At 40.3% G+C, this 13,232-nt stretch carries 10 protein-coding genes; 4 read left to right on the forward strand and 6 right to left on the reverse strand.

Annotated elements, in window-relative coordinates; genetic code table 11:
* Window positions 1–61: 61 nt before the first annotated feature.
* The gene (locus PR767_RS01250) at window positions 62–955 is read right to left on the reverse strand and encodes a LysR family transcriptional regulator (protein WP_110731893.1); all 894 of its coding nucleotides are present in this window, start codon (window positions 953–955) and stop codon (window positions 62–64) included.
* A 124-nt stretch (window positions 956–1,079) separates the two neighbouring features.
* On the opposite strand from PR767_RS01250, the gene PR767_RS01255 reads away from it, so the two are divergent.
* Window positions 1,080–2,729, forward strand: coding sequence for an alpha-keto acid decarboxylase family protein (locus PR767_RS01255; protein ID WP_272519856.1), 1,650 nt, complete (start codon window positions 1,080–1,082; stop codon window positions 2,727–2,729).
* A 38-nt stretch (window positions 2,730–2,767) separates the two neighbouring features.
* Here the strand turns inward: PR767_RS01255 and PR767_RS01260 are convergent, their stop codons facing one another.
* On the reverse strand, window positions 2,768–3,748 hold the full coding sequence (locus tag PR767_RS01260) for a Gfo/Idh/MocA family protein (RefSeq protein WP_109911295.1): 981 nt from the start codon (window positions 3,746–3,748) through the stop codon (window positions 2,768–2,770).
* A gap of 465 nt (window positions 3,749–4,213) precedes the next feature.
* On the opposite strand from PR767_RS01260, the gene PR767_RS01265 reads away from it, so the two are divergent.
* From PR767_RS01265 to PR767_RS01275, 3 genes are read left to right on the forward strand one after another with little or no spacing between them, the layout of a single operon-like run.
* Window positions 4,214–4,936: an IclR family transcriptional regulator gene (locus PR767_RS01265; protein WP_004910559.1), complete on the forward strand. Its 723-nt coding sequence runs from the start codon at window positions 4,214–4,216 to the stop codon at window positions 4,934–4,936.
* 25 nt (window positions 4,937–4,961) lie between these two features.
* Entirely contained in the window at window positions 4,962–6,377 is a 1,416-nt protein-coding gene (locus PR767_RS01270) for a YfcC family protein (RefSeq protein WP_226537839.1), read from the forward strand.
* A gap of 4 nt (window positions 6,378–6,381) precedes the next feature.
* The gene (locus PR767_RS01275; RefSeq protein WP_222959724.1) at window positions 6,382–8,202 is read left to right on the forward strand and encodes a CocE/NonD family hydrolase; all 1,821 of its coding nucleotides are present in this window, start codon (window positions 6,382–6,384) and stop codon (window positions 8,200–8,202) included.
* Between the two features lie 74 nt (window positions 8,203–8,276).
* Here the strand turns inward: PR767_RS01275 and PR767_RS01280 are convergent, their stop codons facing one another.
* The 4 genes from PR767_RS01280 to PR767_RS01295 all read right to left on the reverse strand — a co-directional run bounded on the left by PR767_RS01280 (window position 8,277) and on the right by PR767_RS01295 (window position 13,230).
* Entirely contained in the window at window positions 8,277–9,422 is a 1,146-nt protein-coding gene (locus PR767_RS01280; protein WP_272519776.1) for an ABC transporter substrate-binding protein, read from the reverse strand.
* An 18-nt stretch (window positions 9,423–9,440) separates the two neighbouring features.
* The gene (locus tag PR767_RS01285) at window positions 9,441–11,564 is read right to left on the reverse strand and encodes a TonB-dependent receptor family protein (RefSeq protein ID WP_109911293.1); all 2,124 of its coding nucleotides are present in this window, start codon (window positions 11,562–11,564) and stop codon (window positions 9,441–9,443) included.
* 257 nt (window positions 11,565–11,821) lie between these two features.
* Window positions 11,822–12,676: a dimethyl sulfoxide reductase anchor subunit family protein gene (locus tag PR767_RS01290; protein WP_272519777.1), complete on the reverse strand. Its 855-nt coding sequence runs from the start codon at window positions 12,674–12,676 to the stop codon at window positions 11,822–11,824.
* An 11-nt stretch (window positions 12,677–12,687) separates the two neighbouring features.
* Entirely contained in the window at window positions 12,688–13,230 is a 543-nt protein-coding gene (locus tag PR767_RS01295) for a DMSO/selenate family reductase complex B subunit (protein ID WP_004264054.1), read from the reverse strand.
* Window positions 13,231–13,232 lie beyond the last annotated feature (2 nt).

Consider the following 13,232-nt stretch of genomic DNA (forward strand, 5'->3'; position numbering starts at 1 on the left):
AAAACGTGAAGGCTGCATAAGAAAATACTCGATTGGGTATCAAATTTTATGTTAGCCTCGCTCACACTTTCCTTATTCTTAACATATCCAAAGCCAAATCATGCCATGCTTGTGCACGACGGCTTTGATGGTGATTTTTTACTGTCGCTAAAGCAATGTCGTAAGCCAATATTGGCTCAATAACTGGAATAACGGATACCCCTACTGAACTGGTGTTCTGCCACATACTGTCCGGAAGTAGCGTTATCCCTACCCCAGCTCTTACCATGGCTGTCACCAAATCTAAATGACTACTACGCCCAGAAATAGTGGGTTTTTTACCATAAACACCGCAAGCACTAACAACAAGTTCATTAATTAGAAAATCATCAGAAAAGAAAATAAAAGGCTCATCGGCTATTTCACTAAATTTAACAAATTCACGTATTGCAAGTGGATGTTGGTTGCTAACCAATAGCATTAATCGGTCGGTTGAAAAAGGGTGTACTTCAAAGCGGTCATCAGCAAAAGGTAACATCACGGCGGCAGTTTCAACTTCACCATTTAGCATTGCCTCTCGCATTTTGCGTGTACCCAACTCAAGAATTTTCAGTTCCACCTGTGGATAACGTCGGCTAAAAGCCATAATAATATCAGCAAAATAGGTCGATGCTATCACGGGTGGTAGCCCCACGGGTAGTACTCCAGATATAGGGCCTGACCTTTCCAGTAACGCTTTTTTCATACTGCCAAATTGTGAAAGAATTTGTCTAGCATGAGCCAATAAAATATCCCCTTCCTCCGTTAATTTAACGCCATCGACTTCCCTAATCAGCAAAGTATAACCAAGTTCATCTTCTAATTTTTTAATACTACGGCTAACCGCTGGTTGCGTTACAAATAAACTTTCTGCCGCGCGGCTAAAACCATTGAGCTGCACAACTTCAACAAAATAACGTAATGAACGAATGTCCATTTCGCCCCCTATAATTTTTAGTTATAGATAGAATGAGTTTAAGTGATTTCCTTTAAAGCATAATAAACGATAAAAATAATTCAACTTAGAACTATAAGCTAGACGATTAATGGAGATCAGCATGATGAATAAGACGGTTATCGAATACGTATTAGATAGACTTTACCAAATCGGTATTCACAATATTTTTGGTGTTGCTGGCGACTACGCATTCCCTATTGAAGATGCAGTATGTGAAAGTGAAAATATGCGCTGGATTGGCAACTGCAATGAACTCAATGCCTCATATGCTGCGGATGGCTATGCCCGTGTGAAAGGTGCCGCAGCGTTATCAACCACTTTTGGTGTCGGCGAACTCAGTGCCTTAAATGGTATTGCTGGCGCTTATGCCGAACATCTTCCCGTTTTTCATCTTGTTGGTATGCCAGCAAGCGGAGTTCAAAAAAACTACCGTTTAGTTCACCATACCCTAGGAAATGGTGATTTCGATGTGTTTTATCAAATGAGCCAACATTTAAGCTGTGCTCACGCTATTTTAACGCCTGAAAATTGTATTGCCGAAACAGAACGTTTAATTACAACCGCTTTACAAGAATCTCGACCCGTTTATTTAGGTTTCCCTTCTGACTATGCTGTTATGCCAATTAAAGCAGATGAAACACCTGAAACTATCACTATAAATAAAAGTCATAGCAAGTCATTATCAGCTGCGGTTACCGCTATTGTCGAAAAGCTCATATCGAGTACAAAAGCCTGCATTATTCCTGGGATTTTAACGGCTCGTTTCGGCTTAACGACTGATGTTGAGGCTATTATTCAGAAAACTGGCCTACCTTATGCCACCATGTTTATGGATAAAGGGGTATTAAGCGAATCTAACGCTCAATATATGGGGATTTATAATGGAAAACTAATGAACCCTGATGTGCGAGAATTCGTCGAGAGCTGTGACTGTGTTATGGGGATCGGTGCAGTATTAACGGACTTCAACACCGGCAGCTTTACCGCAACGATTGCCCCTGAAAGCTGTATTAACATTCTTTCTGACCATGTGAAAGTGGGTTCCGCTATCTACCCGAATGTATTGATGAAAGATGTGTTAGATAAATTAAAAGAACTTGCGCCCTCACTTAACCATGCCGGGCTCAAAGCTCAAGGATTAGGATCACCGCAGCAAGGTGAAAATGGCCAAATTACCGCCTCATATTTGTACCCTCGCCTAGAAAAAATGTTCCGTAAGGACGACATTATTATTGCAGAAACGGGAACAGCATCTATGGGGTTAGGTTTTGCTTTATTACCTGAAAATGCACAATTTCACAACCAAACATTATGGGGATCTATCGGCTGGGCCACTCCCGCAGCCTTTGGTGCAGCAATTGCAGAGCCACAGAAGCGAGTTATTTTAGTGACTGGGGAAGGTTCTCACCAACTCACGGCCCAAGAGATTAGCCAGTTTGCCCGCTTTGGTTTAAAACCGATTATTTTCGTCCTAAATAATGATGGCTATTTAATTGAACGACTTCTGTGTAAAAATCCTGAAGCCTATTACAACGACTTACCCCAATGGAATTATGCACAGCTCCCCGCCGCATTAGGTTGTAATGATTGGTATTGTCAGCGTGTAACCAACTGCAATGAATTAGACAATGCGATTAAGCAGGCCGAACTATCGAACCATGCGGCCTATATTGAGGTAGTTATGGATAGATATGCCGCATCTGAGCTTGCAGAAAAACTTGGTAAATCAGTAGCATCTTTATATTCATTTTAAATTGACAAATTATGGCAGCCATTGCGCTGCCAATGTCTTTATGATGTAAATACCAGCCCTACATCGTTTCGTGATTGGTGCAATATTTTTGAGACAATTAATGCTAATTCAAGCAATTCATCGCATTTAGCATGGTTTTTACTAGCAATTTGCTCACGAAAGAATGCAAACTCATAGACCATATGATTGATTGTTGCATCCCGAGATACGTTGGATATTTCCCCATCAATACAAACCTCGACTGACTGGCAAAGGCTTGGGGCTCCAGTGATACGAATATGCCCTTTGGTGCCTTGAATAATAAAGTAACCGGGGCTCGCCGAATCTTTCGCTCCCACACAAGATGCAACTGAACGCTCAAAATGGGCCGTTAGTACCCCTGATGTATCAATTCCATTAAATCCTTTATTACAAATATAGTGGCTACTATTGGGTGCTCCCATCAAGGCTGATAACAAATAAATGTTATATAAATTAATATCATAGAGCGCACCGCCTGCTTGCTGTGGGTCAAAAGCAGCATGAATACGGCCTTGCAAATAGTCATTGTATCGACTTGAATATTGGGAATAATTACCGTGAATCACTTTGATTTCACCTATTTTATCAATGTGTTGCTTGATAAAGTGAAATTCAGGGGTATGAATAGACGTAATGGCTTCAAACAAAAAAAGCCCCCTAGTCTGTGAAATGGAAATTAACGCCTGTAACTGTTGCCAATTTGGTGTAAACGGTTTTTCGCATACCACATGTTTGTCAGCCATCAATGCATCAAAGGTATACTGATAATGTAAATGATTTGGCAAACCTATGTATATCACCTCAACATCAGGGTCTTGTAACAACTTTTGATAATCAGTATACAACTTTGCTATACCAAATTGTTGGCAAATAACCTGCCCCTTTTCAATACTTTCCGCCCGAACACACAGTGCGACTAGCTCTATTCCTTGCACCTGTATTAAAGCATCAAGAGCCGACATGATTATTTTTCCAGAACCGACCAGCGCTAGTTTCATCTCTGTTATCCATTAAGAAAAGTGAATTTCATTTTGCCATAAGGCTCATTATTTAAGAAATATCTTCGATGCTTTTTGATAATCTCTACCATTCCCGTATTTTCTCCTTAAAAATTCAATAAAAATGACACATTTTTTCACTGGAGGTTCTTTTATTTATTACTGATGTACGAGCCAATTTCACTAGGTGAACCAAATAACCGCCATAAATGACGATTAGCTTCCCATTTACAATAATTTCTATTCACGTTGTCAGCAAAACTCTCTCATTTTACGTTTTATATAACCAATTGTTTTATCTTATAAATATTTCATTTCTCTTTTTTTTCACTGACATAAACCTTTTTAAAACCCTAACTCACATCACAATTTATTAACAACTCTCTTGAATCATTTTTTATTATTCTCCATGCTAATTTTACCAAATAAACCAATGGTTTACTGTATAAACCAATCGAGGTTAAGATGAAAGAGAATATTGTCACTGCCGTTGATGATGCTTTATTGTTATTGATGCTATTAGGTGAAAAAAACAATCTTGGATTAAGTGAACTTGCACGCTTATCTGGCATGAATAAATCCAAGGTATACCGTTTATTATGCACGTTAGAAAACCGTCATTTCGTGCAAAAAAATGAAAACCCAGTGACCTATCATTTAGGCCATCAATTATTAAGCTTGGGGAATTGCGCTCGCCAGCAAATAAACTATATCCAAGTCGCAGAAGTTGAAGCAGAGCAACTCCGTCAACGTTTTGATGAAAACATTCAAATGCGTATACGTGACAACGGTGAAATTTTACAAGTTCTTCATAAGCCATCAGGGCAATCACTTCAAGTACGCAGTGAAGCTGGCAATCGCCGGCCGTTAGGATCTGGAGCGTCAGGTAGAGTACTATTGGCTTACTCCCCTAAAGATGTTCAAGCACATTTTATTGAAAAGAATCCCTCAATTGAAAAATCAATTGCCACCATACGCTCACAAGGTTTTGCCATTACCCGAGGCGAATTAACCGCAGGTATCGGTGCTATTGCCGCACCTATCTTTTCACAACACGGGGAATGCATTGCTTCACTGAGCATTAGCTTACCACTAAGCCGTTTTTCTGATGAAAAAGAACAAGATATGACTGAACAACTGCTTCTGTCTGCTTTACGCATATCAAGGCAGCTCGGTTACGACTCATAATTAATACAATAAAAGAGACAACACCATGCAACCAACAAACAACACTATACAAACTCCATCGTCACCACCAGGCTGGCAAATGAATCCAGTTTTAGTAATGTTAACTATTGTTATCATTGCCTTTTTAATGACTTATTTTGTTAATTCAGGCCAATATGAGCGCGATGGTAAAAAAGTCATTCCGGACTCTTACCAAACTATCACTAAAGACATCACGTTAGAGCAATTATTAGGTACTGAAAAATCAGCAGAAGGTACTGCCGCTCCCGTCAGTTTACCTCAACTGTTTAAAGCGATCCCCGAAGGAATTGTTAAACAATCACCGCTTATTTATATGGTTCTATTCATCGGAGGAATGTTTGGAATTCTCAATAAAACAGGGGCAATAGAATCAGGGTTAGAACGGTTGCTTCACGTCACCCGAGGCAATATCTATTTGTTGATCCCTTTCTTAATGATTGTATTTTCCATGGGAAGTACCTTTATGGGGTTAGCCAAAGAGTATCTTTTGGTTATTCCCATGGTTATTGCCTTAGTGAAACGCGTTGGATTGAATGAACTTATTGGGCTTGCCATTGTAGCGATTGCGGTTAAGGTAGGATACCTCGCCTCCATCACCAATCCATATGCACTTTCTATCGCACAACCGCTTGTTGGTCTACCGGTTTTTAGTGGTTTAAGTATGCGGATTGCAGCGTACCTTATTTTTATTACACTCGGTATTTTATTTATTTTCTATAGTATTCGTAAAACGACACTCACAAGCTATGTGGTTGAAGAACATAATCAAACCACACAATTAACCCATCGTCATAAACTTATGTTAATTGTCTTAGCTATCGGTGTTGCATTTTTAGTCTATGCATCTAATCGCTGGCATTGGAAAAATAATGATTTATCTGCTTACTATTTATTCTTAAGTGTCATTTTAACTTTTTGTAGTGGTTTAACCGCAAGTGCTGCTGCTAACGCATTTGTCAGTGGAATGAAAAAAGTCCTTATCGCAGGAGTGTTAATTGGGTTAGCGACTGCGGTCGAAATTATTCTTTCTCAAGGTAAAATTCTCGATACCATTATTCATCAATTAGTTGGACTAGTCGGTAATCACGGTCCTTATGTTTCATCATATAGCATGTTTATTTCTCAACTATTATTAGACATTGCCATTCCATCAACTTCTGGGCAAGCCGCTGTCACAATGCCAATTTTAGGCCCCGTTGGTGAAATTTCTGGTGTTTCTCCTCAAACAACCGTTTTTGCATTTTTAATGGGTAATGGGCTGACTAACATGATCACACCAACATCCAGTGGGTTATTAATCTTCTTAGCTACGGCAGGCGTAAGTTGGACTACTTGGGCGAAGTATATTTTACCGCTATTTTTAATTTTTATGGCAATCAGTATCGGCTTACTGACTATCGCCGTGACCATAGGGTATTAATAAAATGGATATGAAGAATTACCGGATAAAAATGCGTGATGGAATAATGCTATCTACCGATGTTTACTTTCCACAAACTCAATCAGCTACGTCTTTTCCCGTTATTATAGAGCGAACCCCCTATGATAAAAGCGCACCTTCTCGTTCGGAAAAAACGGTATCAGGCCAGCAAATAACACGCCAAGAAATGGCGAAATACTTCAATGAGTATGGTTTTATTGTTGTGTATCAGGATTGCCGTGGACGCTATGAGTCCGAAGGAAAGTTCACAAAATATATTAATGAAGCCGAGGATGGTTTTGATACATTACAATGGATTATGGAAAAACCCTGGTGTAATGGCAAAATAGGTTCAATGGGCCTCTCTTATGCCGCTCATACACAATTAGCAATGGCGTGTCTAAACCCACCAGGCTTACACACGATGGTGCTGGATTCCGGTGGATTTGCCAACGCCTATCAATGTGGGATCCGTCAAGGAGGCGCTTTTGAACTCAAACAAGCAACTTGGGCATTTAAACAAGCTAAACTAAGCCCAGTCGCCCAGCAATCTCCCGATATTTTAGCTGCACTCGAACAAGAAAATATCCATGAGTGGTTCACAACAATGCCATGGTATCAAGGACAAACATTGCTTAAACACGTCCCTGAATATGAATCGTATTTATTTGAACAATGGGAAGAAGAGTGTTTTTCCGATTATTGGCAGAAAATCGGCATCTATGCTGAAGGCTATTATGATCAAATACCTGATATCCCAGTATTATTCATGTCCAGTTGGTATGATGCCTATGTCAGTTCAACATTAGATAACTATCATGCATTTGTTACTAAAAAACAATCACCTCAAAAATTAATCATGGGCCCTTGGCTCCATGGTGACCGCAATATCACGCATAGTGGTGACGCAGAGTTCGGTGATATCGCCGCATTTGATAACAATGTCAGTGAAAGTTGGCTTTCTTGCCGGTTGAACTGGTTTGAAGCCCACTTAAAAAATGAAAATTCCAAAAACAATCATGAAGATGTAACGATATTTATGATGGGTGGTGGAAGCGGTAAACGTAACCGACAAGGGCGTATAGAGCATGGTGGAAAATGGCTTAACTGCCATCAATGGCCTTTAGCAAATACTGAAAAAACTGCATATTATTTGTGGCCAGATAACAAATTATCTCTTCACCCCTACACTAAAACAGCCTCAATATCCTATTGTTATGACCCTAAGCACCCAGTCCCTACCATTGGCGGCGCCTTAACTTCAGGCCAACCGATATTTTGGGGAGGAGCTTTTAACCAACGTGAATTATCGCAATTTTTTGGTAGCAAACAAAATAACCTACCTCTTTCTGCCCGTTGTGATGTCTTAGTTTTCGAAACCGAAGAATTACAAACAGATGTCTGTTTAGCTGGTGAAATAGAGGTGTCGCTTTGGATCAGTAGTGATGCTTTAGATACGGATTTTACTGCAAAGCTTATTGATGTTTACCCACCTAGTGCCGACTACCCACAAGGTTATGCCATGAATATTACAGATGGCATTATTCGCTGCCGTTTTCGGCATGGATATGAGAAAAAGGAATTATTAACACCCAATGAAATTGTCGAAGTGAAAATTAAGCCCTTTGCCTGTGCAAATCGTTTCGCAAAAGGGCACCGTATCCGATTAGATATTTCTAGTAGCAACTTCCCTAAGTATGACTTCAATACAAATACAGGTAAAACTATCGCAGGTGACAGAACGTGGAAAATAGCCTGTAATAGCCTACATTTTTCTAGTGAGCACCCGTCAAAAATTATTTTGCCGGTGATCAACGAGGCTTAAACTATTATTAGCTAATAAACTATTTGCCCACTTTAGCTGCCAACAGCGCTAAAGCGGGCTACATGAGAAGATAATTATTCCGCTTGAACCCAAAACACACCATCACCTTCTAAGGCAGTGAACGTTTTATGTAAGTAATCGCTATCTGCTTGCGGATCAAGGTCTGCAAACAGCTCAGGGTGGATGAATTTTGCAATTGCTTCCACCGCAATAATATTAAATGGCGTATCATAATATTGCTGATAGAGTGCCAATACTTGTTTGTTTTTGAAGGCAGATAATGAACGAAATTTAGGGCGATCCATTAGCTTATTCAGCCTAGCCAAAGAAGTTTGTTTATTTCCGGTATATCCTAATGGCACAGAAGCACTACCTTTACGAGTGTTATCCCAATCTGCTGCCGTCATTAAATAGTAGTCCGGGTTGCTGTGAATCAGTTGTTCTTCACTGATTTCTCCCCCCATTCCAATACTGAACCATTGGGAACCTAGGTTATTTCCACCAGCTGCTTCAACAAATTCACCAAAATTGCCATTACCAAACGTTTTACAGCAATAATCTTCACCTTGGATACCAGCGGCTCGTTCAATAAATACGCTTGGACGTTGCTCTTGACTAAGTTTAGCCACTCTTGAACGGATTAAGTCTAACTTTTGCTGGTAAAACTGATTAAATGCTTGCGCTTGTTGTTCCTCACCAAATACTTGGCCCAATAACGTCATACTCGGCAGGGTGTTTTTCAGTGGATATTGTCTAAAATCGATAAAAATCACAGGTAAGCCACTTTTTTCCAATAATGATAGAGTGCCACTTTCTGTGAGCTTACTCTTTAAGCCAATATCAAAAATGAGCAAATCTGGCTGTGCAACCAACGCTTTCTCAACGCTAAAGTCCGTTGTATACGGGTTTGGGAAAACAGGGATCTTGCTTAATTCTGGGAATTTTTTACTATAAGCCACACTCAGGTCAGGCGCTTTTTTTATTAACGCATCATCCCAAGCAATAATCCCTTTTAGTGGATTTTGTGGATGTAATATATTCAGCGCAACCAAAACGCGGCTATCTGCCAGCATCACTCGAGATACCGGCGCATTGACGATTACGTCCCTACCCGCTATATCCGTCACCGTGATAGGTGCGGATAAGCTACTAGTCGAAAATAGTAGGCTAACTACGCCAAGAATCAGCACGAATATATTGATAATTTTTCTCATTATCATTGTTTTGCCTTGTATTTATTAAAATTTTACGGATGCTTGAACATAGTAAGTTCTTGGCTGCCCCACATAGATACCATAATTATTATCCGTAGAACGTGTAAAATAGGTTTGATCAAAAAGATTTTTAATACCAGCAGATAACGTTAAATCAGATAAACTTTTACCAAAATGGTACTCACCTCGTGCATCCCATACCATATAACCGGGGATTGTTCCGTATCGACCATCCGCACTGGGTTTTGTTACATAATGGCTTGATGTTCCTGGCGATTCTTGGGTAGATTGCGCATAGGTATTTAAGTTCCATACCCAATTTCCCGTTTCATAACGGCCACCTGCGGTAAAGACCTGTCGTGAATAAAACGGTAAATCTTTATGGGCAAAGTCACCTTTTTTACTAACCGCTTTCGTGTAGGTATAGGTGCTGTATACACTGATACCATCCAATTTATCGCTCAGGTCAGACAGGTTATACCTTGCCGCCAATTCCACACCTTGGTGAGTTGTGGCGCCCAAATTTGTCCAACCCGTTGTATTTTCAACATAAAGCAGTTGGTCATCAAAATCGATATAGAATAAGGTCGCCTCAAGGGATAGCGCGGTATTATCGTATTTAGTCCCCACTTCGTAGTTATGGGCTTTTTCTGCACTTAACCCATTCGCAGGGGAATTCCCAACCCCTTTAGTATTCAATTGAAAGTACTGTAAACTGCCGAATGACGTACTCGCATTGGCAAATAGCTTCCATTCATCATCAATATGATAGATCACGGCCAGCGCAGGAAGTGGTTCGCTATAGCGCTTACTTCTATTTTGGTTTTTAAAACTATCATTTAAATGAATATTAATGTTCTCATAGCGGATCCCGGGGATCACTGTCCAGTTGCCAACATCAATAGTGTCATCAAGATAAATCGCATGGGCTTCTGTTCCACCCGATGTGTGTTGATAATAATCATTGGTACTCGGCCGCGAACTTTGAGTACCCGTTTGGTACCAATTTGAACGGTAAGCTTTTTCGTCTGCGGTCTCATTTAAATAGCGATACCCTACTGTCACTTCGTGTGAAATATCATTAAAACGGAATAATTGCGAATAACTCGGTTCAATGGCATAAGCGGTATAGTGGCGAGGGTAAGAAACTAAACGCCTTTCATTCGCTTTATCTTTATGCTCACTTTCTATGTAACTACCCCGATAACTTTTACTAAACCATGTCATTAACTCAAATTGCTTGTCATCTTCTTCATGTTTGTATTTCAATGACATATCTTGTCGATTGCCTTCAAAACGGTCATAAGGCCGTGTTGATTGGAAAGGGTCCGCATTATATTGCGCTTGAGTCAACCCTCCAGGCATACCTGACATCGCATGATAGTAATGAAAATTAGCCAGTAGTTCGTCGTTATCTGTTATGGCATAACGGGTTTTTAAAATCAGGTCATCAATATCAGTATTATCGTTGCTTTTACGGTAGCCTTGCCCGTGTAACCCTGAGTACAGCAATAGCGCTCCCGCTGAATCATCCGCTTTTGAGCCCCCCACGGACGCATCCACCAGTGTCTTTAGCCCTCCCGTTTTAGCTCCTTGAGTTTGAAGTGAAACACCCCCAGAAAAGTCTTTCGGGATAGGTTTAGTCACAAAGTTAATTACGCCACCCACATTTTGCGGCCCATAACGCACAGAAGCCCCTCCACGGATCACATCAATAGATTCAATACTACCTAGTGATAATGGTGACATCGACAACTGAGGTTGACCATAAGGCGCAGCGGCTAATGGCATACCATCGAGTAAAATCGTTGAGCGCGGTGAAAGACGTGAGGTTAACCCTCGTACCCCTACATTTAAGGAAACATCGCTCCCCCCTGTCCCATTACTTTCGCGTACCTGCACACCTGGGATCCCTTTTAAAGCATCCCCGATGGTTTCACTGCCCGATTCTTTAATTTGCTGTTGAGATCTTACTGTTCGAGCACCTGGGTGATTAAATACCACCTCACCATCTTCAGTATTTTCAAGCCAATTACCTGTAACTGTAATTTGATCATTTCTTGAATTATCAACAGCGAAAACATAATAAGGCGCTAATGTAGCTGAAATTGCTAATGGTATGAGTAGTTTGCTAGTTTTTAAATTCATAAGGAATACGTAACAAAGGAGATTAAGAGCAATAATGATAATTAGAATCATTACAGATAATCAACTTAATTTACTATTTATTTTGAAATTACTCTAGCTTAATTCCTTATTATATAAAGGGTTATTGTTTTTGATTTAGAATGAAAAGAACTGAAGAAAACTAAAAAATCCGAGGGAAAATTTCCCCTCGGAGCATATTACTTAACGACATCATATGGTTAAAAGCAAAACAGATAATATTTTACTTCTAATAAGAACTAACCGCCTAGTGAGAAAAATACCAGCCGACCAACTCCCTCGCCAACAAAAATACAGAGTGTTGCCAGTGACATCACGAATGTTGCATTCACATTGTGCCCATTTTTTTGACACAGTAAACGACCAACAAACAATACCCCTAATGCAATAAGTATGATTCTAACAATACTTAAATTCACTAAACCATCAGGAAGTTCACGTGGCGTCATTCCCATATAAATCGGCTCTCCCATATTCCCTAGCAGAGATAATGCGCCCAGTAACATGAGTAAAATTCCTATAACCCCCATACCTAGCGCAATTTTAACCACACGTTTTAATTGCTCTTCTTTGCCATGGCGACGTAAAGAACCTACCAGTAACAATGCCGCTACCACACCACCAAGCAATAATACCGCACCAAAGAAACTAGCGTAGGTAAATAACCCATTCCATAAGTTAAACAAGGTATTAGTGTATAATGCTGACATTGCATACATATAGATAATACCGGCTAACGCACTCAGCAGCAGTAGCAACGCATTCGCATTTTGTTTAAGCAATAGCAGTGCGATAATGAAAAACAAGAGCGCCATATAGATTGCCGTCGCCCACACTTCACGGCTCATCCATGAGGTCGACACATGCAACATGGTGTAAAACATGTGTAGCGGGTTTCCCATATGAAATAGTGAGCCTAATAACCCTACACAGCCCAAAACAAAACTTGCTAAAATAGGCAGTTTAATAAACTGGACGCTTTGTCGGTTATTTCCGCCTTCAAGTACACGAAAATAGCACACCAATGAAACTAGCAAGCACCCTACAGAAGCTTGCATAAATAAGGTGAAAACCACCAATGGAAATTCATGCATGATAATTCTCCTTATCCTTTTGTACCGACAACCAAGTTCGGTTTGGTAATACTTGAACTAGGTAACCCTGCAATATCTGCATTCGAGCCATATTTTTTACGTAATTCGCTAATTAGGCCGAACTCAATCGCACGCATAGGACAAGAATCCACACACATTGGATTTCCGCCCTTTTCACGGAGATCAAGACAAGTGTCGCACTTAGTCATCATTCCAATACTGGCATCGAACTGAGGTGCCTCGTATGGACAAGCCCATGTGCAATAGCGGCACCCCACACATTTATCATGGTCGACTAATACAACACCATCTTCCTCTCGTTTGTGCATTGCGGTAGTAGGGCAATGGCTGACGCATTGCGGGTCATCGCAATGGTTACAGGCAATAGACAAATGCCAAGTCCGAGGACGTGGATATTCACCTACTTCAATATCATACACACGACGAAAGTTGCGCCCGACCTCAAGATCATTTTTGTCTTTACACGCAACAACACAGGTTTTACAACCAATGCAAGTGGCAACATTAATATAAAATCCAACTTGTTTATCCATTT

It is taken from the genome of Providencia sp. PROV223 (genome assembly GCF_028479245.1).
GTDB lineage: Bacteria > Pseudomonadota > Gammaproteobacteria > Enterobacterales > Enterobacteriaceae > Providencia > Providencia rettgeri.

Bases quoted from the DNA above. Each gene is read 5' to 3' on its own strand.
- PR767_RS01285 (WP_109911293.1), bottom strand. From the start codon at position 11,564: ATGAATTTAAAAACTAGCAAACTACTCATACCATTAGCAATTTCAGCT.
- PR767_RS01255 (WP_272519856.1), top strand. From the start codon at position 1,080: ATGAATAAGACGGTTATCGAATACGTATTAGATAGACTTTACCAAATC.
- PR767_RS01250 (WP_110731893.1), bottom strand. From the start codon at position 955: ATGGACATTCGTTCATTACGTTATTTTGTTGAAGTTGTGCAGCTCAAT.
- PR767_RS01290 (WP_272519777.1), bottom strand. From the start codon at position 12,676: ATGCATGAATTTCCATTGGTGGTTTTCACCTTATTTATGCAAGCTTCT.
- PR767_RS01280 (WP_272519776.1), bottom strand. From the start codon at position 9,422: ATGATAATGAGAAAAATTATCAATATATTCGTGCTGATTCTTGGCGTA.
- PR767_RS01265 (WP_004910559.1), top strand. From the start codon at position 4,214: ATGAAAGAGAATATTGTCACTGCCGTTGATGATGCTTTATTGTTATTG.
- PR767_RS01275 (WP_222959724.1), top strand. From the start codon at position 6,382: ATGGATATGAAGAATTACCGGATAAAAATGCGTGATGGAATAATGCTA.
- PR767_RS01270 (WP_226537839.1), top strand. From the start codon at position 4,962: ATGCAACCAACAAACAACACTATACAAACTCCATCGTCACCACCAGGC.
- PR767_RS01260 (WP_109911295.1), bottom strand. From the start codon at position 3,748: ATGAAACTAGCGCTGGTCGGTTCTGGAAAAATAATCATGTCGGCTCTT.
- PR767_RS01295 (WP_004264054.1), bottom strand. From the start codon at position 13,230: ATGGATAAACAAGTTGGATTTTATATTAATGTTGCCACTTGCATTGGT.